We start from the raw sequence: 24,605 nt of genomic DNA, 5'->3' as shown, positions 1-24,605 counted from the left end.
GCAAAAATTTTTGCCTGAAATCATCAATTTGCTATTGACTTTTTATTTGCAGGCTCGGTAATTGAATTGCCGAGGATTCCCGCTTATTATCCTAAATCCTTTAATACCAACTCAAGTATAACATAGATATAACCCCTGTAGTGCATAAACTCGAAATATTCCTGTTCACTGGCAAATAAAATGTATTTGCCTTCTACGTATCCCATGTATCCGTTACTTGTGTTATAGCCTTTCATCTGCCAGTTCCCCCTTGATTTCTTTTTCTAATATTATCAGTTTACACCAGATGGCTGTGCAAAAATCCCGACAACCAAAAGGCTAAACTTCCTGGATTATTTTTGCATTTAACAGCTAAAGATAGAGAATAGCAAGGACAGGAAGTAGTTACCCACCTTCCGGACATTCGTCTCAAAACAGGAATCCTACTGGAATACTTGCAGGTAGATAAGGAAAGCAGCTTATCTTCCTTTGTCACAGTAAGTCCTGTGTCATAAAGCTGATAAGCTGCCATTTTGTTCTGCAGGTATTCTATTTATTCTCGCTCAACCTTTTCTTTAACTCAAAGATATTCTCCTCAATCCGCTGTATTACAGCCTTAAAATCATCATCTGATTTCCCCGTTGGATCATCAAGTCCCCAGTTATCATCAAATGCTCTTCCAATAAAAGGACATCCCACATTACAGCCCATTGATATTGCGATATCAACATCTGGGATATCAGTAATCAGCTTACTATACTGACCATTTGCTTCCATGTCTATTCCATAAATCTCTTTCATGACACGAACGGCATCCTGATTAATCTGAGGCTTTGTCTCTGTTCCTGCCGAATAACTTTCAAATATATCTGATGCCAGATGTTTTCCCAATGCCTCTGCTATCTGACTACGACATGAATTATGAACACAGATAAATGCGATTTTTTTCTTATTCATGAAATGGGCACCTCTCCTTAATACATTGATTGTTCTTATCAGAATGAATACACTTTATAACAGGTTTTTCCATTTGTATATTGAAATTCTCTGCCACATAGTCAATCGCTGAGATTATGGCCATATAAGAATCTCTTTTACAACATCTTGGTCCACCAATGCTCCCGATTGCGTCAAGTGCCTTGGAAGTCATTTTATTAGCCAGACCCCAAGGTTCATTTTTAAGTGGAGTCGCTCCTGAGATTATTGATATAAACATTCCTGTGCTAATTCCAGCACCACAAGCACCCCAGAATCCACATGCGCCACCCGGAACAGCTTTTCCTCGATTCATCATTTCAAGTAGCGCTTCCGGCAAATCAATCTCACCACCTGCATTTTTATATGCAACAAGGAGCGCTGAACCAACCATAACATGATGCTCTGGTCCATGCATATGGCAGAATGGCTGCGCCATCATTCTTCTTATAATTTCTACTGGATTCTTAGATGTTTCACTAAGACATATTTCTATAATTGCATCCATTCCTTTTGTATGACATTCATTACATACATAATGGCCCTGCTCGCACCTAGTCTTACTTAATTCCTTTTTATGACATAGTACGCACTCCATCATTTCATCTTTTTCAAGATATATAAGTGGTGCTTTACATATAATACATTCTTCTTTCATTTCCTACCTTCCCAAAGCTTCAATAAATGAACTTGCCTCTCTTATTACTTTTTTATTCAGAGAATAATGATGCCATTTGCCTTCCTTACAATCATTTACAAGCCCACAGTCGACCAATATTTTCATGTGATGTGATAAAGTAGGCTGCGTGATATCGAATTTATCCAGAATCTTACATCCACATTTTTCTCCGTCTGACAGCATCTGAACAATCTCCAGCCTATTTGTATCCGATAATGCTTTACATATCAGTATCATATCTCTTGTTTCCATTTTTGCCACCTCGCATAGGCATTTGTCTATGTGTTAATTTATCATACGCATAGATACTTGTCAATGTATATTTATTGAATAAGAGTTATATAGCATTCTTTCCCCATTTTATCTCTCGCTTTTGATTTCTTTTTCTAATGTTATCAGTTTACACCAAATGGCTGTACAAAAATTCCAACAACTATTACTGTTCAGGAATTAGCAGAACTAAAAAAACCAATGGTGCAGACTGATAACAGTCAAAGCCATTGGTTTTCTTTATCCAAATATATTCTCTGGTTCTTCTACAATTTTTATTTTACTTTTTCCAACTTGTTATTTGCATCAAAGCAAACCTCGTCCCCCTCATTGATGTTACATTCATAGAGCATAGCATCCTCTGCTTTTATCCTTATTTCTTCGCCTGAAGAATTCGTAAGCGTCACTATTGCCATGACTGGCATGCCTTTCGGTCGCTCTTCACAACCGAAGTCCAAGTCTTCATCAATTCGTTTTACTGTGTATATCATAGCAATTCCTCTGAAAATAATGTTAAAAATCAGTTCTCCATGTTCCTTCGAATTTTCTCTATCAAAGTGACATCTGCCGGTAGCCAGACAACGCTGTCCAGTTGATCCTTCGTAAGCCATTTTGCAGCTTCCGCTTCTTTCAGTTCCAGGTGACCGGCTGTGACCTCTGCCCAGAAGCAATCCATGGAAAGGTGAAAAGTGGGATAGTCATACTCTATAGTGTCAATCAAATCCCCTACCTTAATTTCTGTATCCAGTTCTTCCATGATTTCTCGCTTTAATGCTTCCTGAGGTGTTTCACCTGCTTCGATTTTTCCTCCAGGAAACTCCCAGCCGCCTTTCAGCTCACCGTAACCACGAGCCGTTGCAAAAATTTTATTCTTTTCTTTCATATTGTCGCAGATAACTGCTGCAACTACTTTTATTGTCTTCATTTGTTTCGTACCTCAAATCATTTATGCTGTAATATTTGACTGTAAATACCGTAATAAATCTTCTCTCACTGGATGCTGCATTTTCATCGTTACTTTCGTAATCGGTTGCATACGTCCGCGATCATCTTCTTTCCGGGCATTTCTGGCTTCCACCAATCCCATTGTCACTTTCTTATCAAAAACTTTTTCAAAAGATTTTTTAGCCTGCTTCGCAAGTGTCACACGATGAACCAGAAACAACACTCTTTTGAAACCAAGCTCACGCATAGCAAGTACGGATGCATATATCTTTCCTGTTCCCGAATTTGTCAAGAGAGTACGCACATCTTTTTATTTCTAATCACATAGAATTACAAAGCAATGCTCTTGTTTGCCTTTGGAAGCATATTCGCAGGAATCGAATTATGCAGCTTCCATACGAAACTGACAGGTCTCTCTCCTTCATGCTTCACATAATCTGCATTTCCTAAAAAAGTATATGGTGCTGTATATGAACCAATTCTTTTAAATTCACGAACAAATAATGATATGATATCACCTGTATTCTTGTGATTAATATATCTCTGTATTTTTGCACTCGCTTGCCTATCCTGACTTTGGCTTTGCCAATGAAAGAGCTTATCGTTAATTGCATAATCCTCATACATAGTAGATGGAGAGAAATCCTTCTCTGATTTGTTCAAATTAATAAAAAAGATATCTGTTTTTTTATTTTCAAAACGTTTTACACCCTCTCTGAATTCCGGCGATTCTGTCTCTGTAAATAATCCAAATGCAGCCATAATCTGATTTGTGTTATAACGGCAGTGTAAATCCAGAGGACAAAGATAAGAATATTCATTTCTCCCTGCAACAAAACTGATATGCTTACGATTGTATTTCAAAATCTGCAGAACTTCATCTCTTACAAAAGTTTCCTTTAGGACTGACTCAATTCCTTCATCGATACTTTGGAAACCGCATTTAGCCGGATGCTTTTTATAAAATGTGTAATAAAGCATATTTCGCATAATGCGTTCTTCTTCGCTATTTGCAACTTTATTACCGTCAATATATCTAATCCAATAATCCAGTAGTCTAGCTGAGTTCACATGGAAAAATCCGGTCATCATACTGTAAATTTTATCATCTACATCTCTGTCATCTTCAATAATGCCTGCCCACTTTTTTAAGCGGAACAAAGATCTGGCACCTGTATTCTGATAGAAATCATACAGAGACATATTATATTCCAGCAAAAAGTTTTCCAGATTAAGCGGTAATCCGGTATCTTCTTCAAAGGTTCTCACCATTTCAATCAGTGCTCTTTTGTTATTATCTGTCTGCTTCAGGTTCTCCAGAATATATTCTTTTGCATACTTTTCAAGTTCGATATAGCAACCTCTTGGCAGATTGCTGAATCCATCCTCCACCTGTTTGCGAATGGATTTTCGGCCTTTCCCTACAATTGCCTCAAATTTCATTGCAAAATTATACTTTTTGTTTGCCTGTCCAATAAAATCAAGAACCGTAAGGCAATCTTTCCCTGGACTTAAACGTAACCCTCGTCCTAGCTGCTGTAAAAATACAGTTTATCTTTCCACTTAACAAATCTGTTTTTGCATCATTTCGAATATCATCTGCACTTTTCGAAGATAATGCAATGGACGGGATTCCTTTATCATTAAAATATTTCGCCATGTAATTTGCGTGAGCAACACTGACACAAAATCCAAGACCTTTCACAGACGAAATATCTGTCACATATTTTTTCACACTGTTTAAAATCAAAGCGCAACGTCTTGTATCTGCCGTATATACTTTTTCCAGCTCTGACACATCATATTTACCACGCGTCCATTTGAAATTCCTATAATTTGTGTCATCTGTTACACCAAAATACTGAAAAGAACTTAACAGATTTCGATCAATTGCTTCACCCAACAGTAATTTTGATGCAATACGTCCATCAAAATACTTCAGGATATCCTTACCATCCATTCGGTCAGGAGTAGCAGTCAATCCTAATAGAATCTTCGGCTCATAGTATGCCAGTAATTCCTGATAAGAATCAGCTGCTGCATGGTGGAATTCATCCACTATGATAAAGTCATAATAGTCCTTGCTTGTCCACTGAGAAAGCTTTGCAGAATTGAATGACTGGATACTGATAAACAGATGCTCAATATCCGTTGGTTTATAACCATCTACGTACAACTCACCAAAATTAAAGTCATTCAAAACTTCCTGGAATTTCTGAATGCTCTGTTCGAGAATCTCCTTTCTGTGAGCCACAAATAACAAGCGTGCTCTTGGGTTCTTCTCCTTAAAAGCTTTATAATCAAATGCCGCAATAATTGTTTTTCCAACACCTGTCGCTGCAGAAACCAGATTACGATAATGTCCGTATACTTCTCGTTCTGCAGCAAGATTATCCAAAATTTCCTGCTGATATGCATATGGTCGAATCGAAACCTGAAGACTACGTTTTGACTTTCTATCAAATGTAGCCCTCGTTAATTCTTTTTTCAGCTTTTCATGACAGTCTGGGTTTTCAGGGTCAAAGATTTCAAAAGAGGCATCATTCCAGTAACTCTCAAAGGAAACCGAAAACTTTTTCACAATATCAAATGACTCTTTCTCAGTCACCTTCACATTCCACTCCAATCCCCCAGTCAAAGCTGGATTTGAAAGATTTGAGGAGCCAATATATGCAGTTGAAAATCCAGTGTCTCTTTTAAACAAATATGATTTTGCATGCATACGTGCATGATTCGTTTCATAATTAATCTTCACTTCCGTATTTGGAAGCTCTGCAAGAGCAACAATCGCTTTATAATCTGTAGCCTGTGTATAAGTCGTTGCAATCACACGTAAACGAACACCCTCTCGTTTCGTGAATGCAGTCAATTCTACAAGAAGTGGACGTATTGCACTCCACTTAATAAATGAAACCAAAAGATCAATAGAATCAGAGGACAAGATTTCTTTCTTCAATTCCGAAAGCATACTTGGCTCATTTTTAGATCCTGTAAACAAGGCATTCTCTACAATTGACGTTTCCGGATGCACAGCTTTGATTGTATTAATGCTTCTTGCTGAATTCATTTTTTCATATAATGAGGTCAATACTTCTCCTTTTTCAAGAATGATATTATCCTCAAATTCAGGTTCATTCGTATGCTCTGCTATTTCCTGAACGATTTCATTACATAAACGAATTTGTGCCAGTAACGATTCATTTTCTTTAGATGACGGGAAACTGTCTCTTAAGTATTGCAAAGCCTGATTTATGACATATGATATGTATATGGTAAGAATACGTCTTGCATCCTCTCCATCAAGTTTTTCTAATTCTATATCATATTTTTCACGATCAAGCTGCTGCAGTTCTTTATTTATTCTCGTATTAACAATCTGTTCGTATATCCCATTTTTTAACATTAAACCCATCTCCTTGTTATGTATCATTCCTATTTACAACAATGTAAGTCAGAATATACTGTTATTATTAATTATACTACACAGACTCATAATTCGGTGGGAAAACTTTCCGGAAGTAATTCTTCGAAATACATATAATTATAAGGAAAATTCATAATACTTTCTTCCACTCTTCTGTTCGTGGCTCTGCTGTTTTCTTGTTTCTACTTCAATCTGCTTTGCAGCAAGTGCTTGTAATACACTTGTCATAAATAAGATTCTGGAATTTCAGCTTGTTCTAACAATTTTTCGCTTTGATAGACATTCTTCGTAAATCCAATATGTTAAATAAAACGCCAGTAGAATACTCCACTGACGCCTTACAAATACTATTGTTTTTTCTTATTATGTATTAATAACTTTACTTATGATTCCCAATAGCATTTGAATCATTCTCTCAAATGACTCCTTAAATTTTTGTATTCTACCCTATCACACTGGCACCAAATGGCATGAAAGAAAGTCTTGCCATCTTGAAAAACTGCTTTCCAAACGGAATTCCAACTATCGTAATACACCATATACAACCAACTATCAGATTTCCAAGCGCCATTTCCCAACCAAAAAATACAATCCATATGAGATTTACCAAGAATGAAAACATACCATTTCCATACACGATTTCTTTTCCAAACGGCCAGAATGCCAACGTTGCAAATTTAAAGCATTGCAGGCCTACCGGAATTCCAATAATTGTAATACACCATATGCATCCTGCAAAAACCCATGCCAGTCCACCCAGCAATCCTCCAAATATAAACCAAAGGATATTACCTATAGTTCTCATGATAACACATCCCCCTTAAAGTCCTCTGAACATCTGATCAACATGATTTCTACGATTTCTCAGCCAGCTTTACGGTAGAATCTCAAGCCAGTATCCATCTGGATCTACAATGAAATAGATTCCCATCGCTTCATTTTCGAAGCAAATGCACCCCATCTCTTCGTGCTTCTTGTGCGCTGCCTCATAATCCTCCGCCTTAAATGCCAGGTGGAATTCGCATTCACCCAGATTATACGGCTGTGGATGATCTTTAAGCCAGGTAAGTTCCAACTCAAAATCACTTACATCGTTGCTCAGATACACAATAATAAAATCATCGGTAGTTTTTCTTCTCACCTCGTGCAGATCAAGGGCCTCGTTGTAAAATTTAATAGATTGGTCCAGATCTGATACATTGTAATTTTCGTGAATCATCTTAAATTTCATAGTTCTTCTCCTTTTGTACATTTTGTGTTTCTAATACGTGACTTAGATATCAAATCTCCACCCACAATCACCATGATAAATCATTTGTTTTGTCATATCACCGTCAATGCAGATGTTTTCACCTGTGATAAAGCCTGCTTTTTCAGAGCAAAGAAACAGTACCATATTGGCAATATCCATGGGAATTCTCCCCAAAAGCCGCTTTCTATTTCTGCTGCCACAACATTGTATATTCTTTTTCACCAGTAGCACCATCGAATCCTTCGCATTGGATATCAAACCCTTCTCTTTGGTAAAAAGAGAGAGCTCTGGTATTTTTCTGATATACATTTAATCGTAATCTAACTTTTTTATTCTTGATATAATCTAATAAAAGTTTACCTATACCACATGACTGCATTTCATCAGAAACAAAAATGCCTTCAATATATTCGTTACTTAACCCTACAAATCCTTGAATTATTTTATTATCTTCATACACATAGACTTCCGCTTGTAACAACATTTCCTTGACTAATTCATAATTACTTGTCCAATATTGCTCAGGAATAAAATAATGTGCTTTCAGATTGGTTTTTAGCCATATGTCAGCAACTCTATTAAAATCTATGTTCTTCATCTTTCTGATCATAACGATTATTCTCCATCAACTCTCGATTTCAGAGCATCATTTCTAATACTGATTTTACCATACTTGTTAGGCTCAGTCCATCTTTTATCCCCAAAGATACAATCAGAAATGGCAGCCAGCTTGACTACCATTTCCCGCATATAACAATCAAAATCTTTGGCAAGGAATCAGCCGGTGGTTATCAAGCATATGCTGTGGCAATTAAATAGTAATCAAATTCCATATATATTTTTATAAAATAGAAACGACAGGTCCGAAACCCTTGATTTTCAAGGATTTTCGTCCTGTCGTTTTTCATTTCCATAGTCAGGCGGATAAAATCATCCGCTTCGCTACACAGCTCTACACCGAATAACTGCTCCGCAGGGGACTTACTTGATTCGGTTAAATTTTACGAGATTATAATCCCACTCGTCCCTATCAGGAAGCTGCTTACAGATTCTTAATTCGTTCAATTGCTTCCAGTGTATTCTCATGGGTTCCAAACGCAGTGAGACGGAAGAATCCCTCACCATGAGCACCGAATCCTGAGCCTGGAGTTCCTACGATGTTGGCTTTTTCAAGGAGATAGTCAAAGAACTCCCAGGAAGTCATCTTATCAGGTGTTTTCAGCCAGATATATGGAGCGTTTACGCCACCGGATACGGAATAGCCTGCTGATGCCAGACCTTCGTAGATGGCCTTGGCGTTGCTCATGTAGTAACCTACCTGTTCTTTCAGCTGTGCTTTTCCTTCAGGAGAGTATACAGCCTCTCCTGCACGCTGTACGATATATGGCGCACCATTAAATTTTGTGCCATGACGTCTTGCCCAGAGACTGTGGAGATCTACACCGTCACGAACCAGATCCTTTGGTACAACTGTAAAGCCGAGACGGACACCTGTGAAACCTGCATTTTTGGAGAAGCTGCGCAGTTCGATGGCGCAGGTTCTTGCTCCTTCGCACTCATAGATGCTGTGCGGTACATTTTCTTCGGAGATGTATGCTTCGTATGCTGCATCATAGATAATGACGGAACCGTTTTTATTTGCATAGTCTACCCATTCCTGAAGCTGCGGTTTGGTGATCGCACCACCGGTTGGGTTATTCGGGAAGCAAAGGTAGATAAGATCCGGTACTTCTTCCGGGAATTCCGGAAGGAAGCCGTTGGCTTCTGTACATGGCATATAGATTACGTTATCAAAGTTGCCACGTTCTTTGTTGTATTCTCCTGTACGGCCTGCCATTACGTTTGTATCTACATATACTGGGTATACAGGGTCGCACACTGCAATCTTGTTATCCAGTCCGAAGATTTCCTGGATATTTCCGGAATCGCTCTTTGCACCGTCAGAGACAAAAATTTCGTCTGCTTCAATGTCGCATCCTCTGTCTTTGTAGTCATTCTTTGCAATAGCAGATCTTAAGAATTCATAACCAAGATCCGGTGCATAACCATGAAAAGTAGCTGCATCTCCCATTTCATCTACAGATTTATGAAGTGCCTCAATGATTGCCGGAGCCAGAGGCTGAGTTACGTCACCAATTCCCAGTGAGATCACGTTTGCCTGTGGATTGGCTTCTTTATATGCTTTTACTTTTTTTGCAATTGTGGAAAACAGATAGCTTCCCGGTAATTTCAGATAGTTGTGGTTTACTGTTACCATGTTTGATTTCCTCCCTGGCATGTTTCGCAGTTTTTATATACCTGTCTACAGCAGGCTGCTGCTTTGCCTTTCCATTTCTATTTGTGTCTTTTCTTCAAATATGTTTTATTCGAATTTTATTATACTTAATTATTTAATAATGTAAAGTCTCAAAGTGTTTTCTGAGCATAATTTTTAATATTAACATTACTGTTCACTGGTAATATATTAACATTTTTTACCCCGGGCATAATGTCCGGGGTGATTTATTTTATTTGCGCTTCTCTACTTCTTTCATTAGTGTCTCGCGGACGCTTGCAGGATTTGCCTTGCCTTTCATCTCTTTCATGATCTGACCAACAAAGAAGCCCATGACTTTATCTTTACCTCCCAGAAGTTCTGAAAGTGGTCCTGGGTTAGCATCCAGGATCCTGTTGATGATTTCTTCCAGAAGTCCTGTGTCTTCTACAATCTTCAGACCATGTTCCTCAATGTAGGCTACAGGATCAATGTCTTCCTCAAATACTTTCTCAAAGACTTTTTTGGCATTCTGAGGGCTGACTTCGGATTTTTCTACCATTACCAGAAGATCTGCAAGATGCTTCGGTGAGAAAGATACCTGTTCCGGATCCATAGCTTTATCTTTCGTCAGACGGAGTACCTCACCCATAAACCAGTTTGCTGTTTTCTTTGCATTTCCGTAGATTGCTGCTGTTTCTTCAAAAAGACCTGCAAGATGGCGGGATTCTGTAAGGATTCCCGCATCGTATGCCGGAAGTCCGTACTCTTCCTGATAACGGGCCTGTTTCACTTCGCGAAGCTCCGGCTGTTCTGCTTTGATCTTTTCAATCCATGCATCAGAGATATGGATTGGAGGCAGATCTGGATCAGGGAAATATCTGTAGTCTTTGGCATCTTCCTTGGAACGCATGGCGTAAGAATATTCTTTGTTGTCATCCCAGCGGCGTGTCTCCTGTGTAACTGCCTTGCCTTCTTCGATCAGTTCGATCTGACGTTCTCTTTCGCCTTCGATTGCTCTGGCAATGGCTTTGAAAGAGTTCAGGTTCTTCATCTCTGTTCTGGTACCGAATTCTTCTGCTCCCACTTCACGGACAGAAAGGTTAACGTCTGCACGCATGGAGCCTTCCTGAAGCTTACAGTCTGATACACCCAGATACTGCATCATACAACGGAGTTTTTCAAGATAGGCGATTACTTCCTCAGAGCTTCTCATATCCGGCTCGGATACGATCTCGATCAACGGGACACCGCTTCGGTTATAGTCTACCAGGGAGCAGTCTTCCCATTCATCATGAATCAGTTTACCTGCATCCTCTTCCATATGCATTTCATGGATGCGGATTTTCTTTTTGCCAGCAGAGGTTTCAATCTCTACCCATCCGTCATGACAGATTGGCAAATATAACTGAGAAATCTGATAGTTCTGTGGGTTGTCCGGATAGAAATAGTTCTTACGGTCAAATTTGCAGTACTGATGGATCTGGCAGTTTGCTGCAAGACCTGCTTTCAGGGCAAACTCTACTACTTTCTTATTTAATACAGGCAGGGAACCCGGCATACCTGTGCAGACCGGGCATGTATGTGTATTGGGTGCTCCTCCGAATTCAGTGGAGCATCCGCAGAAAATTTTTGTTTTTGTTGCAAGTTCTACATGGACTTCAAGTCCTATGACTGTTTCGTACTGTTTCATTATCTGGTGCCTCCTTCTCCTGGCACGGCAAAGGAGCCGCGGCTGGTTTCATAGGCGTGTGCTGCACGCAGGATTTTCTTTTCCATGAAGCAGTCCCCGATCATCTGGATACCGATTGGGAGACCTTTGCTGTCTTTTCCGCATGGAACTGTAATTCCCGGAAGACCGCAGAGATTGACTGCTACTGTGTAGATATCTCCAAGATACATGGCAAGGGGATTCTTTAAACTTTCACCGATCTTCGGTGCTGTAAATGGAGATGCAGGTGCAAGGAGCACATCATATTTGCCAAATGCCTGGTCAAATTCTTTCTTGATCAGGGCTTTTGTGCGGAGTGCCTTCAGATAGTATGCATCATAATAACCGGAGCTTAACACGAAGGAACCAAGCATGATACGGCGTTTTACTTCCTCACCGAAACCTGCTGTTCTGGTCTTTTTGTACATGTCGTGAAGACCTTCATATTCTGCTGCACGGAAACCGTACTTCACTCCATCGAAACGTTCCAGGTTGGAACTTGCTTCTGCACTGGCGATAATATAATAAGCCGGAATCATGTATTCCATGGTTTTGATAGAGAAGAATTCTACTTCTGCTCCCAGTTCTTTCAGCGTATCAAGAACACCCATAAAAGATGCTTTTACTTCCGGATCAAGTCCCTCTGCCAGATATTCTTCAGGAACTCCGAATTTCATCCCCTTAATATCTCCTGTCAGTTCTTTGGAGAACTGAAGGTCTTCTCTTTTCATGGATGTGCTGTCTTTTGTATCATGTCCTGCGATGATCTCCAGAAGAGCTGCACAGTCAGATACATCTTTTCCTACAGGACCGATCTGATCCAGGGAAGATGCATAAGCTACAAGACCATAACGGGATACTGTTCCATAGGTTGGTTTAATTCCGGTTACACCACAGTAGGAACTTGGTTGACGGATAGATCCGCCTGTATCTGAACCAAGTGCCAGATAAGTTTCTCCTGCTGCCACTGCTGCACAGGAACCACCTGAAGAACCGCCTGGTACATGTTCCAGATTCCATGGGTTTCTGGTGATGCCGTAAGCGGAGGTCTCTGTTGTACTTCCCATGGCAAATTCATCCATGTTTGTTTTTCCGATAATGACCAGTCCGGCTTTTTCCAGACGGTCAATGACTTCTGCATTATACTGAGGCACAAAATTCTCAAGAATCTTTGATGCACAGGTAGTTTTCTTTCCATTAATACAGATATTATCTTTGATCGCGATCGGTACGCCTGCAAGAGGACTGGTATAAGTACCGTCCTCGATGCCTTTTTGTACTTCTTCTGCACGTTTGTATGCTTCTTCTTTATATGTGTCAAGATAAGCGTGTACTTCTGAATCCTGTTTCTCAATCTGTTCAAAAACAGTTTTTACTCCATCCAGGACGCTGACCTGACGCTGTTTTATTTTTTCCCCAAGCTGCAGGGCTGTTAATTTTTCCAACTCCATTGTCCTGTCTCCTATCCTATGGTTTTCGGAACCTGATACTGTCCTTCTTTTGCCTTCGGTGCATTTGCCAGCATTGCTTCTTTGTTGTCTCCGTTTGTGACAACGTCCTCACGAAATACATTTTCGTCCTGGAAAATATGGGACATAGGCTCTACTTCCGATGTATCCAGTTCATCCAGTTTCTCTACATAATCAAGCATTTTCTGCATTTCAGCTTTTGCTTTTTCCTTTTCTTCTTCCGAGAGGGAAAGCTTGGCCAGGATGCAGACATTTTCCATTGTTTCATCATCTATGATCTTTGCCATGATTTTCTCCTTATATATACTGCCTGTAACATTCTATATTGCTTTCTGCCCGGAATCAACCTGCCGTTTCCGGTCAATATATAGGCAGCTTTCCAAGTTTCTGACTTATTTACGGTTCCAGACGGTTCATATCTCTCGGGAAGAGACAGGTTTCACGAACATTCTCTTCACCGATAAGCTGCATGGTCAGACGTTCCAGACCGATTCCCAGTCCACCGTGAGGCGGCATACCATGTTTGAAGGTATCCAGATACTGTTCCATGCCTTCCTGCGTCATACCTCTGTCTTCAATTTTCTGTACCAGCATGTTGTAATCATGGATACGCTGTCCGCCTGTTGTGATCTCAAGGCCTTTGAATAACAGGTCAAAGCTTAAGGTAAATCTTGCGTCTTCCGGATCATCCATTGCATAGAATGGACGTTTCTTTGACGGATAATGTGTGACAAATACGAAATCTGAGCCATATTCTTCTTTGAAATACTGTCCGATCAGTGCTTCTTCTTCCGGCTCCAGGTCAAATGGATTTCTGATCTTACGGTTATATTTCTGTGATACCAGTTCCTTGGCTACATCGAAACGGACTGCCGGGATTTTGGATACATCCGGGATCTCAAGCTTCAAAATCTGTACTTCTTTTGCATATTCTGTTTTCAGAAGGTTCATGGCATACTGCAGGAATCCTGTTTCCATTGCCATAATTTCTTCGAAGCTGTCAATATATCCCATCTCGAAGTCCAGACTGGTGTATTCATTTAAGTGACGTTTGGTATTATGTTTCTCAGCCCGGAATACGGGGCCTGTCTCAAATACTCTGTCAAATACGCCAACCATCATCTGTTTGTAGAACTGTGGGCTCTGCGCAAGTACTGCAGGTTTGTGGAAGTAGCTGAATTTGAAAAGGTTTGCCCCACCCTCTGCTCCTCTTGCTCCGATCTTTGGAGTGTGGATTTCTGTGAATCCCTGTCCGTAGAGATAATCGCGGAATGCTTTTGTCAGTGCCTCCTGAATTTTAAATTTGGAACGCTCCTGAATATTTCTCAGGGAAATCGGTCTGTAGTTTAATTTTGCTTCCAGGGAAGTGTTCAGTTTCCATTTGTCGATTGCCATTGGAAGTGGCTCTGCCGGTGTTGATAAAATATCAATATGACGAATACGAAGCTCTCTTCCGTGGGGTGCTCTCTCCTCTTCATGCAGGATTCCTTTCACCCTGATCGTCATTGCTTCCTTCAATTCATGAATGGAAACATTTGCCATTTCATTTTCATAGACTGTCTGGAATAAGCCTTCCCTTCTTCTAAGAATGATAAATGCCACATCACCCATATTACGGATGCTGTGAACAGCGCCTTCGATTACGGCTTCCTGGTTCAGGAGATTATTACCTACGAGTTCCTCCCAGGTATTGATTTCTTTTTTCCATGTTCCATCCATAAATTCCATTTCCTCATCCTCCATTTCTTCATTTCTGAAAACCTTTGTGATATCTTCACTGGTTTCAAGTTCAAAAGGCTTTTCGTGCAAGCACAACGACTTTTTGGCTTAAAACCCTGGAATATCAAAAAGGCGTAATCAGAAAATCCGGAGACACTTATCCCCTGGACTCTCTGATTACGCCTTTGTAATCATTCTTCCTGTTATTATCTATTTTATGTTTGTTTGTGTTCTTTCTATATATAATATAATGTTAGGGTTAAAATGTATTTTGCCTCTAACTTGATATGAACAAAAATATATTCTGTATATTACCACATATTCTGTCAAAATAATATCGTCATTTTTTACAAAATTTTCCTTATTATTTTCGGATATTTTATTTAGAACGTGTTTGAAAAATCAGATTTCATCATACATCAGCATGAGTAACATCTGTGCAGTTTCTACCATGTTGGTTCCTGAATCCATGCTGCATTTCTGAATATGTCTGTACGCTTCGTCTTCTGTCATCTGGTTTTTTTCCATAAGAAGACGTTTGGCATTCGAGATATAATTCTGTTCTTTTTCTGATCTGGGCTTTGGTTTCTTTTTTTCTTTTTTGATCCGGCGTTCCAGATGATAGAGCATGTCATTGACCGTATCTATCAGTACGCTTGCTTTCATCGGCATCTGTACAGTGCTAACGGAATTCGGTGCTTCATCTATAATACGCTGAGAAGCCAGAAGCAGCATTTCAAAATACTGTGGCAGGTTATCGAGAGCGTCTTTATAATAGGCATCTGTCAACTTATACCCACATATCAGAACACCACTGTCAAGCTCTGAGATACTGGCCAGCGCATTAGAGACAGAGCTGCAGACAGAGGCTACTGTGAGCCCATGTCTGTTAAGTATTGTGCGGATTTTCTTTGCGTCTTCAATTTTCGGTAACGCAATCACAATGCTGCTGCTCATAACTCTGCCACTCCTATTTCTGTTACAGCCTGAGTTTCCGTCCACTGCTTATTGCTTTTTGCAACCTCCGCAGGGGACTTGTTTGATTTTGATCAAGCGGATGTTCGCAATCCGCTTCGCTACTTGCTCATAACCGAATAACTGCTTCGCAGTTTATCAGAAGGAGCTTCGCTCCTCCTGATACAAACAAGTCCCCACCCACTGCTTATTGCTTTTTACAATTTCTACAGGGGACTTGTTTGATTCGGTTAAATTCTGTATAAGTATTCCTCGATTTCCCAGGCTGAAATTTCTCTTGTATAGCGCAGCCATTCTTTTTTCTTGGCTGCTGCGTATTCTTTACAAAATTCTGTTCCAAGTACTTCTTTGATCCAGTCACTCTGTTCGAAGTAATCAATTGCTTCGTTCAAATTTCCCGGAAGATTTTCAATCTTCATTGTTTTCTGGTCTGTTTCGGATAACTCTCTGCTGGAGGACTTAGTCGGATAAATCTTCTTATTGATTCCATCCAGTCCTGCTGCCAGACATACTGCAAATACCAGATACGGATTTGCTGCTGCATCCGGACTTCTCAGTTCGATCCTTGTCTCCATACCTCTGGATCCCGGAATTCTTACCAGTGAATTCTGGTTGTTCTTTGTCCATGTCAGTTCTGTCGGTGCTTCATAGCCCGGAACCAGACGTTTGTAGGAATTTACGATAGGATTGGTGATCAGTGCCATCTCTTTGCTGTGAGCCAGAAGACCTCCTACGAAGTAATAAGCTTCTTCGCTTAATTCCTGTGGATTTCCCGGATTGACGAATACATTTCTTCCATCTTTAAATAAGGAGAAATGAATGTGCATTCCGGAGCCATTTACTTCTGCCCTTGGTTTTGGCATAAATGTCGCATGAAGTCCATGGCGTTTGGCAATGGTACGAACTGTCATCTTAAATGACATGATTCGGTCTGCAATCGTACGGACTTCACCGTATTTGAAATCAACTTCGTGCTGTGCAGGAGCAGTTTCATGGTGAGAAGATTCTACCTCAATCCCCATGTCTTCTAGATTTAATACAATATCACGTCTTGCGTTTTCACCCAGATCCACAGGACTGACATCCAGATATCCGGCCTTTTCATGTGTTACAGTAGTCGGAACTCCGTTATCATCTGTATGAAAAAGGAAAAATTCACATTCCGGATCTACCAGACAGGTGTATCCCTCCTTCTTTGCCTCCCGGGCGGTTTTCTTCAGGATATATCTCGGACTTCTCTCATGAGGGGTTCCGTCCGGACAATAGATATCGCATAACAGTCTGGCAACTTTTCCCTGCTGTGGTCTCCATGGGAGAATTGCAAAGGTGTCAAGATCCGGTCTTAAGTACATATCCGGCTCAGATTCTCCTGCAATTCCTGCGATAAAGGAACCATCTACGATACATCGGTTATCCAGCGCGCGGGGAAGTTCCCGGGCAGTTATGGCGATGTTTTTCAGCGTTCCGAACATATCTGTGAACTGGAGACGGATAAATTCCACGTCTTCCTCCTCAGCCATCTGTAATATTTCTTCTCTGGTATAATTCCCCATTTTCATTCACTCCTTGTCAGCATAGTTTCTGCTGTTTTTGCTTTCTTAATGATTCTTCGATACAGTTTTGTCCTGTCTGGAAGTTTTATAGATTCTTTTTATAATGATATAAAAAATGGCGCACTTTCTACAGTTACTTTTCTATAGAAAGAACGCCTTTGTTCATGTAGGCAATTATAGCAACATGACTATTTTTTGTCAACTGCTTATTTTTATAAATAAATCACCGGCTCTTTCCATGTTACTGTGCGCTCCGCTTTCAATAACACGCTTTGCTGCTTACTTATAATCGCTATTTTGAGAATACCGCATCATTTCTCGAAAGAAGATATACGCAGTACTGATTCATACTGATTCCCTCCCTCTGAGAATGTTCTGCCAGTAGTCTATGCAGGCTTCTTGGAATTCTCAGTTTAAACTGTCCGGAATAATCTTCAAGACTATCCGGCTCATGGATTTCTACCCCTTCTTCTAATGCAGCTTCAAGCCATGCTTTTTTTGCATCCAGGGCATTTGAAATTGCACTTTCCACTGTTTCTCCGCAGGTAATGCAACCAGGGAGATCCGGATACGAAACTACGAATCCTCCTTCGGTTTTATCTTCTACAACTTCCATGCGATAGGACATTGACATATAATCATTCAGCGTCTTCATGATTCTTCGCCTCACTTTCTACTATTTCCCTTACCATTTCTACATATACTTTCTTTATCGGCTCATGTTTTGGTATTGTAATAGGCATACATCCAGACTTTCTAAATGTATAATGACTGCTTCCACTTCTCGGAGCATTCATTTCATATCCATAACTTTCCAATACTTTTCGCAATTCATCAAACCGAAGATCTTTTGATAAATTACATATACGTGTTATCAGTTTATCCCATTTTGACATTCTTATATCTCCTATTTATATTATATGTGGTATCGTATATGGTGTCAATCAATTTTTCTATGCCAAATTTGAAAAGGTTTCCGTATTCTCCGAAAGAGAAATACGCAAAATATAAATTCAAAAATACTGTCTTTTGTACTTAATCATAAAGGGAAATGGATGAACCGAATAGCTCAAAAATTATCTTAGATATGCAAATTTAGTGTAGCAAATGTATTATTCTCTGTCAACTATAATTATTATAATGCAAGACTACAAAATCACTTTCAAAAAAGATGCTGCTGCCTGACATCCTTTTCCGTCAGGCAACAGCACCTTTGTCATATTTTATCTTATTTTTACAGATAGGAATATCCCATCAGCGATTCATCTACCGCTTTCGCAGCTTCTCTGCCCTCGCGGATTGCCCATACTACCAGGGACTGGCCTCTGTGCATGTCTCCTGCAGTGAAGACTTTGTCTACTGAGGTCTGATACTGCTCTGGTTTTGTATCTACATTGGTTCTTCCATTGATGGCTACCTTAAATGCGTCTGTTACATATTTCTCACTGCCAAGGAAACCGGCTGCGATAAGAACTACATCTACAGGGATGACTTCTTCGCTTCCTTCTACAGGAACCATCATCATACGTCCTGTCTTTGGATCTTTTTCACTCTTTAATTTTGTGAGTTTTGCCTGGCAGACATTTCCGTTTTTATCTTTGATAAATTCTGTAACAGTAGTCTGGTATACTCGTGGGTCATGTCCGAATACAGCGATAGCTTCTTCCTGACCATAATCTGTTTTGAGGACTCTCGGCCACTGCGGCCATGGATTGGATGGTGTTCTTTCCACTGGCGGCTTGGGCATCATCTCTAACTGGATCACAGATTTGGCACCCAGACGGATAGATGTTCCCACACAGTCATTTCCTGTATCACCACCACCGATAACCAGAACATTTTTTCCTTTGGCAAGTTCATATGGAACTTTGGCAAAATCAGAGTCCAACAGCGCTTTTGTTACCTGTCCCAGGAAATCTACTGCGAAATAAATTCCTTTTGCATCCCGTCCCGGAACTTTAATGTCTCGTGGATTGGATGCTCCGCAGGCAAGGATAACGCGGTCGAACTGTTTCAGAAGTTCTTCTGCTTTGATGTCCTTTCCTACGTTTACATTTGTAACGAATTTAACTCCCTCTTCTTCCATAAGATGGATTCTTCTGTCAACAACAGCTTTGTCCAGCTTCATGTTAGGAATACCGTAACGGAGAAGTCCGCCTACACGGTCTTTTCTTTCAAATACAGTTACGCTGTGGCCTCGTCTGTTTAACTGCTGAGCTGCTGCCAGTCCAGACGGACCGCTTCCGATGACTGCGATGGATTTGCCCGTACGCACTTCCGGGATCTGTGGAGTTACCCATCCGTTCTCGTAGGCTGTCTCGATGATCGCACGTTCATTTTCTTTTGTGGAGACCGGTTCTCCGTTTAAGTTACAGGTGCAGGCTGCTTCACAGAGTGCAGGGCAGACACGGGAAGTAAATTCCGGGAAACTGTGTGTCTTGCTCAGTCTTAAGAATGCCTGTTTCCAGTTGCCTGTATAAACCAGATCATTTGTCTCAGGTACAAGGTTGTGCAGAGGGCAGCCGGATGCCATACCGCCGATCATCATACCTGACTGGCAGAATGGGACACCGCATGCCATGCAGCGTGCGCCCTGAAGTTTCTGTTTTTCTTTATTTAATGGGGTCCTGAATTCTTTGAAGTTTGCGATGCGGACCTTTGGCGGCAGAACTTTTGCCGTCTCTCTCTCATATTCTAAAAATCCTGTTGGTTTGCCCATGATTTCCTCCTCTTCGCCACACTTGCTGCGGCAATAATGGTATGGCCCACGCCACCTTTTTATTTATTCTAAAAGATGACGGGGCAACATTGATAAGTTCACACGATATATTCAATTATTATCAATGTTTAGCGCCAATACTTTCATAGAACGCTTCCATCTGTGCCTGCTGACTGTTGAGTCCTTTTTCTTCCAGTTTTGCACTTAAAGTGATCATCTTCTTGTACTCATTTGGAATGAGTTTCTTAAAGTGCGGCAGATAATAATCAAAGTCAGCCAGAACTTTCGCACCGAGTTTAGAACCTGTTGCTTCTACATGAGCTTCAATCAGGTCGCGAAGTTCTTTTTTGTCATATTTGTTTTCCACTTTTTCGATGGAAATCATGGCTTTGTTCAGGTTCTTGTAAAGAACATTATCCACATCCAGTACATATGCGATACCGCCGCTCATACCTGCTGCAAAGTTCTTGCCAGTCTTACCAAGTACGACTACGCGGCCACCTGTCATATATTCACAGCCGTGCTCTCCTACGCCTTCTACAACTGCAGATGCACCGGAGTTACGAACTGCGAAACGCTCGCCTGCAACACCATTGATAAATGCAGTACCACTGGTTGCACCGTAAAGGGCAACATTACCTACAATAATATTCTCTTCTGCTTTGTATGCAGCTTTCTCCGGAACCTTCAGGATCAGTTTACCACCGGAAAGTCCTTTTCCGAAGTAATCATTGCTGTCACCGGTCAGTTCCAGTGTAAGTCCTTTGGGGATAAATGCACCGAAGCTCTGTCCGCCGGCACCGTTGCAGTGTACAGTGATAGTGTCATCTGCAAGTCCGTTTTTATTCTTTCTGGTAATCTCTGCACCAAGGATGGTTCCAAATGTACGGTCAATGTTTGTCAGATTTACAGAAAGCTCTGTTTTCTGACCTTTATTGATTGCATTTGCACATTTCTTAACCAGAACTTTTTCATCCATGGTTTTTTCCAGTTCAAAATTATATACAGCCTTCGGGTCAAAGGTAACTTTCTGATCTTTGCCTGCGAACGGATTGTTCAGGATTGCACTTAAGTCTACTTTGCCCTGATGTGGTTCCTGTACGTTGTCTGTCTGAACAAGGAGATCTGTACGGCCTACCATTTCACTGACTGTACGGAATCCGAGCTTGGACATGTATTCTCTTAATTCCTGTGCGATAAAGCGCATGAAATTCTCTACATATTCCGGTTTACCTTTGAATCTCTTACGAAGTTCAGGGTTCTGTGTTGCCACACCAACCGGGCAGGTATCCAGGTTACATACACGCATCATAACGCATCCCATGGTTACAAGCGGAGCTGTTGCAAAACCAAATTCCTCGGCACCCATTAATGCTGCGATCGCAACGTCACGACCACTCATAAGCTTACCATCTGTCTCAATGCGGACACGGTTTCTCAGACCATTCTTGAGCAGTGTCTGATGTGTTTCTGCAAGTCCAAGTTCCCATGGAAGTCCTGCATTGTGGATAGAACTTCTCGGAGCTGCACCTGTACCTCCGTCATAACCAGAGATCAGAATAGTTTGTGCACCGGCTTTTGCAACACCTGCTGCAACTGTACCGACACCTGCTTCAGATACCAGTTTGACAGAAATATCTGCATATTTATTTGCATTCTTAAGGTCATAAATTAACTGTGCCAGGTCCTCGATAGAATAGATATCGTGATGCGGTGGCGGGGAGATCAGGCTGACACCTGGTGTAGAATGACGGGTTTTGGCAATCCATGGATATACCTTCTTTGCAGGAAGATGTCCGCCTTCACCAGGTTTTGCACCCTGTGCCATCTTGATCTGGATTTCTCTTGCAGATACAAGGTAACGGCTGGTTACACCGAAACGTCCGCTGGCAACCTGTTTGATCGCGGAGCATCTGTCATCGCTGCTTCCTGCAGAATCCAGTCTCTCGTCACTTTCACCGCCCTCACCTGTATTGGATTTTCCATGGAGGTGATTCATGGCGATTGCCAGTGTCTCATGTGCTTCCTGTGAAATGGAACCATAGGACATGGCACCTGTCTTAAATCGTTTTACGATATCATCTACGCTCTCCACTTCTTCAAGTGGAACCGGAGTCTCAGCAAACTTAAAGTCCAGAAGTCCTCTTAAGTTTCCGTGGTTTTCTTTATCCACCAGATCTGTGTACTGTTTGAACAGATCGTAGCTTCCAGTCCATGTGGACTGCTGCAGAAGATGGATAGTCTGAGGATTGTAACGATGTTCCTCTCCCTGGCTTCTCATCTTGTGTGCGCCTACGCTGTCCAGAGTCAGGTCTGTAGGAAGTCCTAATGGGTCAAATGCTTCTGAGTGAAGCTTCTCTACATTCTCTTCGATGTCTTCCAGTGTGATTCCGCCTACACGACTGACTGTACCAGTAAAGTATTTCTCGATCACATCTGAGGAAATACCGATTGCCTCGAAGATCTGAGATCCCTGATAAGACTGGATGGTGGAAATACCCATCTTGGAAGCAATCTTTACAATACCGCTGATGACTGCATGATTATAGTCATCTACTGCTGCATAATAGTCTTTCTCCAGCATATGGCTGTCGATCAGTTCATGAATGGTTTCAAGGGCAAGGTACGGGTTGATTGCACTTGCACCGTAACCAAGTAAGGTTGCAAAGTGATGTACTTCTCTTGGCTCACCGGATTCCAGGATAATTGCAAGGGAGGTACTCTTTTTCGTCTTTACCAGGTGCTGATGAACTGCGGATACTGCCAGAAGTGACGGGATCGGCATATGGTTTTCATCTACTCCTCTGTCTGAAAGAACAAGGATATTTGCACCCTCACGGAATGCTTTATCTACTTCTACGAAAAGACGGTCAATGGCCCTCTCAAGTTTAGTACTCTTATAATATAAGGTAGAAACAACCGCTGTCTTGAAGCCATCATGTTTAAAGCTCTTAATCTTCATCATGTCTGTATTTGTCAGGATCGGATTATTAATCTTTAATACCTGACAGTTTTCCGGTTTCTGCTCCAGCAGGTTTCCGTCTTTACCTACATAAACACTTGTACTGGTAACGATTTCCTCACGGATTGCATCAATCGGAGGGTTGGTAACCTGTGCAAAGAGCTGTTTAAAGTAGTCAAATAATGGTCTGTTCTGTTTGGAAAATACTGCAAGCGGGGTATCCACACCCATAGCTCCGATGCTCTCTGCTCCGTTTAACGCCATGTTTCTGATGGAAGTACGGTACTGCTCATAAGTATAGCCGAATGCTTTCTGCAGACGTGCTCTCTGCTCAGGTGTATATTCTTCCGGTCTTTCGTTAGGAATCTTGATGTCTTTTAACTGTACCAGATGACTGTCCAGCCATTCACCGTATGGCTGCATTTTTGCATAGCCCTCTTTCAGTTCATTGTCATCAATTACTTTTCCCTTTACAGTATCTACAAGAAGCATTTTTCCAGGATGGAGACGCTCTTTTAATACGATTTTCTCTTCCGGGATTGGCAGAACACCCACCTCTGAGGAAAGGATCATATAGCCGTCAGAAGTAATATAATATCTGGATGGACGGAGACCATTTCTGTCAAGGACTGCACCCATAACATCACCATCAGAGAACAGGATAGATGCAGGTCCGTCCCATGGCTCCATCATAGTTGCATAGTACTGATAAAAGTCACGTTTTGCCTGGGAAATGGTGTCATTGTTTGCCCATGGTTCAGGGATTGTGATCATAACTGCAAGCGGAAGTTCCATACCGCTCATTACCAGAAACTCCAGTGTATTGTCAAGCATTGCAGAGTCGGAACCGTTTCTGTTTACAACAGGAAGCACTTTGTGAAGCTGTCCCTCCAGGTATGGAGATTCCATGTTCTCTTCTCTTGCAAGCATCTTATCTGCGTTGCCGCGGATGGTGTTGATCTCACCGTTATGTACCATGAAACGGTTCGGATGTGCTCTCTCCCAACTTGGGTTTGTGTTGGTACTGAAACGGGAGTGTACCATAGCGATAGCAGATTCATAATCCGGGCTCTGGAGGTCTTCGAAGAAAGTACGAAGCTGTCCAACCAGGAACATACCTTTGTAAACGATGGTACGGCTGCTCATGGAAACTACATAAGTATTATCATTACTCTGTTCAAACTCACGTCTTGCAATGTAGAGCATACGGTCAAATGGAAGACCTTTTTCCACATCTTCCGGTTTTTTGATAAATGCCTGCATAATGCATGGCATACATTCTCTTGCCTTGTGTCCAAGCACTTCCGGAAATACCGGAACCTGACGCCAACCCTGAAGTTCCAGACCTTCTTTCTCAAGAATGATCTCAAACATCTTCTTTGCCTGTGCACGTTTAATCTCATGCTGTGGGAAGAAAAACTGTGCAATGCCGTATTCTCTCTCATCACCAATCTCAAATCCCTCTTTCTTACAGGCTTTCTTGAAAAATTTATGGGAAATCTGGAGAAGGATACCTACACCGTCACCGGTTTTGCCTTCTGCATCCTTACCTGCGCGGTGTTCCAGATGTTCTACGATCTTTAATGCATTTGCAACAGTATCGTGGGTTTTCTTGCCTTTGATATTGACAACTGCTCCGATACCACAGTTGTCATGCTCAAATTCAGGCCTGTACATACCTTGCTGTTGCTGCTGTTCTCTCACTTCTTTCATAATCTC

General features: G+C 41.2%; 22 protein-coding genes and 1 pseudogene. All 23 read right to left on the bottom strand.

Annotated features, from left to right (window positions below):
- Positions 1 to 86: 86 nt before the first annotated feature.
- The 23 genes and pseudogenes from LI074_RS13660 to gltB all read right to left on the bottom strand — a co-directional run bounded on the left by LI074_RS13660 (position 87) and on the right by gltB (position 24,599).
- The gene (locus LI074_RS13660) at positions 87 to 236 is read right to left on the bottom strand and encodes a hypothetical protein (RefSeq protein WP_020993714.1); all 150 of its coding nucleotides are present in this window, start codon (positions 234 to 236) and stop codon (positions 87 to 89) included.
- Positions 237 to 528: 292 nt separating this feature from the next.
- Positions 529 to 936, bottom strand: a complete 408-nt coding sequence (locus tag LI074_RS13655; protein WP_173698278.1) for an arsenate reductase ArsC — start codon at positions 934 to 936, stop codon at positions 529 to 531.
- Positions 929 to 1,612: a DUF5714 domain-containing protein gene (locus tag LI074_RS13650; RefSeq protein WP_173698277.1), complete on the bottom strand. Its 684-nt coding sequence runs from the start codon at positions 1,610 to 1,612 to the stop codon at positions 929 to 931. The genes LI074_RS13655 and LI074_RS13650 overlap by 8 nt, the downstream gene beginning before the upstream one ends.
- A 3-nt stretch (positions 1,613 to 1,615) precedes the next feature.
- Positions 1,616 to 1,885 carry an ArsR/SmtB family transcription factor gene (locus tag LI074_RS13645; RefSeq protein WP_055201525.1) on the bottom strand — a complete coding sequence of 90 codons (270 nt, stop codon included), beginning with the start codon at positions 1,883 to 1,885 and terminating at the stop codon, positions 1,616 to 1,618.
- A 293-nt stretch (positions 1,886 to 2,178) separates the two neighbouring features.
- Positions 2,179 to 2,394 carry a hypothetical protein gene (locus LI074_RS13640; RefSeq protein ID WP_173698276.1) on the bottom strand — a complete coding sequence of 72 codons (216 nt, stop codon included), beginning with the start codon at positions 2,392 to 2,394 and terminating at the stop codon, positions 2,179 to 2,181.
- A gap of 29 nt (positions 2,395 to 2,423) precedes the next feature.
- Positions 2,424 to 2,828: a (deoxy)nucleoside triphosphate pyrophosphohydrolase gene (locus tag LI074_RS13635; protein WP_055057543.1), complete on the bottom strand. Its 405-nt coding sequence runs from the start codon at positions 2,826 to 2,828 to the stop codon at positions 2,424 to 2,426.
- 21 nt (positions 2,829 to 2,849) lie between these two features.
- Positions 2,850 to 3,140, bottom strand: coding sequence for a DEAD/DEAH box helicase family protein (locus tag LI074_RS17630; protein WP_330597724.1), 291 nt, complete (start codon positions 3,138 to 3,140; stop codon positions 2,850 to 2,852).
- Positions 3,141 to 3,178: 38 nt separating this feature from the next.
- Positions 3,179 to 6,251 (bottom strand): annotated as a pseudogene (locus LI074_RS17980) (DUF3427 domain-containing protein).
- A gap of 463 nt (positions 6,252 to 6,714) precedes the next feature.
- Positions 6,715 to 7,077, bottom strand: a complete 363-nt coding sequence (locus LI074_RS13620; protein WP_008704887.1) for a YccF domain-containing protein — start codon at positions 7,075 to 7,077, stop codon at positions 6,715 to 6,717.
- Positions 7,078 to 7,146: 69 nt separating this feature from the next.
- Positions 7,147 to 7,503 carry a VOC family protein gene (locus LI074_RS13615; RefSeq protein ID WP_173698275.1) on the bottom strand — a complete coding sequence of 119 codons (357 nt, stop codon included), beginning with the start codon at positions 7,501 to 7,503 and terminating at the stop codon, positions 7,147 to 7,149.
- 42 nt (positions 7,504 to 7,545) lie between these two features.
- The gene (locus tag LI074_RS18215) at positions 7,546 to 7,683 is read right to left on the bottom strand and encodes an SDR family oxidoreductase (protein ID WP_330595165.1); all 138 of its coding nucleotides are present in this window, start codon (positions 7,681 to 7,683) and stop codon (positions 7,546 to 7,548) included.
- Between the two features lie 25 nt (positions 7,684 to 7,708).
- The gene (locus LI074_RS13605; protein ID WP_173698274.1) at positions 7,709 to 8,134 is read right to left on the bottom strand and encodes a GNAT family N-acetyltransferase; all 426 of its coding nucleotides are present in this window, start codon (positions 8,132 to 8,134) and stop codon (positions 7,709 to 7,711) included.
- 432 nt (positions 8,135 to 8,566) lie between these two features.
- On the bottom strand, positions 8,567 to 9,781 hold the full coding sequence (locus LI074_RS13600) for an LL-diaminopimelate aminotransferase (RefSeq protein ID WP_118247440.1): 1,215 nt from the start codon (positions 9,779 to 9,781) through the stop codon (positions 8,567 to 8,569).
- A 250-nt stretch (positions 9,782 to 10,031) separates the two neighbouring features.
- Entirely contained in the window at positions 10,032 to 11,474 is a 1,443-nt protein-coding gene (gatB, locus tag LI074_RS13595) for an Asp-tRNA(Asn)/Glu-tRNA(Gln) amidotransferase subunit GatB (protein ID WP_334296860.1), read from the bottom strand.
- A complete protein-coding gene (gene gatA / locus LI074_RS13590; protein ID WP_173698272.1) occupies positions 11,471 to 12,940 on the bottom strand; it encodes an Asp-tRNA(Asn)/Glu-tRNA(Gln) amidotransferase subunit GatA in 1,470 nt (489 codons plus the stop codon). The genes gatB and gatA overlap by 4 nt, the downstream gene beginning before the upstream one ends.
- Positions 12,941 to 12,951: 11 nt before the next feature.
- Complete coding sequence (gene gatC / locus LI074_RS13585) at positions 12,952 to 13,245, bottom strand: Asp-tRNA(Asn)/Glu-tRNA(Gln) amidotransferase subunit GatC (protein WP_008704901.1); 294 nt, start codon at positions 13,243 to 13,245, stop codon at positions 12,952 to 12,954.
- Positions 13,246 to 13,354: 109 nt separating this feature from the next.
- A complete protein-coding gene (gene aspS, locus LI074_RS13580; RefSeq protein ID WP_022380269.1) occupies positions 13,355 to 14,686 on the bottom strand; it encodes an aspartate--tRNA(Asn) ligase in 1,332 nt (443 codons plus the stop codon).
- Between the two features lie 393 nt (positions 14,687 to 15,079).
- Positions 15,080 to 15,634: an ANTAR domain-containing response regulator gene (locus LI074_RS13575; RefSeq protein WP_025579464.1), complete on the bottom strand. Its 555-nt coding sequence runs from the start codon at positions 15,632 to 15,634 to the stop codon at positions 15,080 to 15,082.
- Between the two features lie 248 nt (positions 15,635 to 15,882).
- Entirely contained in the window at positions 15,883 to 17,205 is a 1,323-nt protein-coding gene (locus LI074_RS13570) for a glutamine synthetase family protein (RefSeq protein WP_008704905.1), read from the bottom strand.
- A 292-nt stretch (positions 17,206 to 17,497) separates the two neighbouring features.
- Entirely contained in the window at positions 17,498 to 17,860 is a 363-nt protein-coding gene (locus LI074_RS13565; RefSeq protein WP_008704906.1) for a type II toxin-antitoxin system HicB family antitoxin, read from the bottom strand.
- Positions 17,844 to 18,101 (bottom strand): type II toxin-antitoxin system HicA family toxin, encoded by a 258-nt coding sequence (locus LI074_RS13560; RefSeq protein WP_173698271.1) that lies wholly within the window; start codon positions 18,099 to 18,101, stop codon positions 17,844 to 17,846. The genes LI074_RS13565 and LI074_RS13560 overlap by 17 nt, the downstream gene beginning before the upstream one ends.
- 338 nt (positions 18,102 to 18,439) lie before the next feature.
- On the bottom strand, positions 18,440 to 19,924 hold the full coding sequence (locus tag LI074_RS13555) for a glutamate synthase subunit beta (protein ID WP_118572935.1): 1,485 nt from the start codon (positions 19,922 to 19,924) through the stop codon (positions 18,440 to 18,442).
- Positions 19,925 to 20,045: 121 nt separating this feature from the next.
- Positions 20,046 to 24,599 (bottom strand): glutamate synthase large subunit, encoded by a 4,554-nt coding sequence (gene gltB / locus LI074_RS13550; RefSeq protein ID WP_173698270.1) that lies wholly within the window; start codon positions 24,597 to 24,599, stop codon positions 20,046 to 20,048.
- Positions 24,600 to 24,605 lie beyond the last annotated feature (6 nt).

Source organism: Blautia sp. MSK18_10, from assembly GCF_020553185.1.
GTDB classification, from domain to species: domain Bacteria; phylum Bacillota; class Clostridia; order Lachnospirales; family Lachnospiraceae; genus Blautia_A; species Blautia_A wexlerae.
Note: the sequence above shows the minus strand (reverse complement) of the source record. Positions and strands in the feature narration are given on the sequence as shown.

Excerpts from the sequence above, each read along its gene's own strand:
- LI074_RS13660 (WP_020993714.1), bottom strand. The coding sequence starts at position 236 with ATGAAAGGCTATAACACAAGTAACGGATACATGGGATACGTAGAAGGC.
- LI074_RS13655 (WP_173698278.1), bottom strand. The coding sequence starts at position 936 with ATGAATAAGAAAAAAATCGCATTTATCTGTGTTCATAATTCATGTCGT.
- LI074_RS13650 (WP_173698277.1), bottom strand. The coding sequence starts at position 1,612 with ATGAAAGAAGAATGTATTATATGTAAAGCACCACTTATATATCTTGAA.
- LI074_RS13645 (WP_055201525.1), bottom strand. The coding sequence starts at position 1,885 with ATGGAAACAAGAGATATGATACTGATATGTAAAGCATTATCGGATACA.
- LI074_RS13640 (WP_173698276.1), bottom strand. The coding sequence starts at position 2,394 with ATGATATACACAGTAAAACGAATTGATGAAGACTTGGACTTCGGTTGT.
- LI074_RS13635 (WP_055057543.1), bottom strand. The coding sequence starts at position 2,828 with ATGAAGACAATAAAAGTAGTTGCAGCAGTTATCTGCGACAATATGAAA.
- LI074_RS13620 (WP_008704887.1), bottom strand. The coding sequence starts at position 7,077 with ATGAGAACTATAGGTAATATCCTTTGGTTTATATTTGGAGGATTGCTG.
- LI074_RS13615 (WP_173698275.1), bottom strand. The coding sequence starts at position 7,503 with ATGAAATTTAAGATGATTCACGAAAATTACAATGTATCAGATCTGGAC.
- LI074_RS18215 (WP_330595165.1), bottom strand. The coding sequence starts at position 7,683 with ATGGATATTGCCAATATGGTACTGTTTCTTTGCTCTGAAAAAGCAGGC.
- LI074_RS13605 (WP_173698274.1), bottom strand. The coding sequence starts at position 8,134 with ATGATCAGAAAGATGAAGAACATAGATTTTAATAGAGTTGCTGACATA.
- LI074_RS13600 (WP_118247440.1), bottom strand. The coding sequence starts at position 9,781 with ATGGTAACAGTAAACCACAACTATCTGAAATTACCGGGAAGCTATCTG.
- gatA (WP_173698272.1), bottom strand. The coding sequence starts at position 12,940 with ATGGAGTTGGAAAAATTAACAGCCCTGCAGCTTGGGGAAAAAATAAAA.
- gatC (WP_008704901.1), bottom strand. The coding sequence starts at position 13,245 with ATGGCAAAGATCATAGATGATGAAACAATGGAAAATGTCTGCATCCTG.
- aspS (WP_022380269.1), bottom strand. The coding sequence starts at position 14,686 with ATGGAATTTATGGATGGAACATGGAAAAAAGAAATCAATACCTGGGAG.
- LI074_RS13575 (WP_025579464.1), bottom strand. The coding sequence starts at position 15,634 with ATGAGCAGCAGCATTGTGATTGCGTTACCGAAAATTGAAGACGCAAAG.
- LI074_RS13570 (WP_008704905.1), bottom strand. The coding sequence starts at position 17,205 with ATGGGGAATTATACCAGAGAAGAAATATTACAGATGGCTGAGGAGGAA.
- LI074_RS13565 (WP_008704906.1), bottom strand. The coding sequence starts at position 17,860 with ATGAAGACGCTGAATGATTATATGTCAATGTCCTATCGCATGGAAGTT.
- LI074_RS13560 (WP_173698271.1), bottom strand. The coding sequence starts at position 18,101 with ATGTCAAAATGGGATAAACTGATAACACGTATATGTAATTTATCAAAA.
- LI074_RS13555 (WP_118572935.1), bottom strand. The coding sequence starts at position 19,924 with ATGGGCAAACCAACAGGATTTTTAGAATATGAGAGAGAGACGGCAAAA.
- gltB (WP_173698270.1), bottom strand. The coding sequence starts at position 24,599 with ATGAAAGAAGTGAGAGAACAGCAGCAACAGCAAGGTATGTACAGGCCT.